Source organism: Domibacillus sp. PGB-M46, from assembly GCF_022668875.1.
Taxonomy (GTDB): Bacteria; Bacillota; Bacilli; order Bacillales; family Domibacillaceae; genus Domibacillus.
This window is the reverse complement of record NZ_JAKGCR010000128.1, coordinates 1-203: the sequence shown is the minus strand read 5'-3', so window position 1 is coordinate 203 and position 203 is coordinate 1. Positions and strand designations below refer to the sequence as shown.

At 46.8% G+C, this 203-nt stretch carries 1 protein-coding gene; it reads right to left on the bottom strand.

The features are described from left to right. Nucleotides 1-203 (bottom strand): zinc ribbon domain-containing protein (locus tag L2D08_RS23930; protein WP_242238039.1); only part of this gene is annotated, 203 nt, incomplete at both ends.

Below are 203 nucleotides of genomic sequence, written 5' to 3'. Positions count from 1 at the left end.
AGACTTTTTACATCCTTATGCTGGTGGCCACACCCGGAACAGAGCTGGCTTGATGGGAAGAACGGATCGACTTTTATAATCGTCCGTCCATGCCACTTCGCTTTATAGGCGAGCATTTCGTGGAATCTCGACCATGACGCATCGTGAATCCCCTTGCTTCGTTTTTTGTTTTGGACAAGATTCTTCACTGACAAATTCTCCAC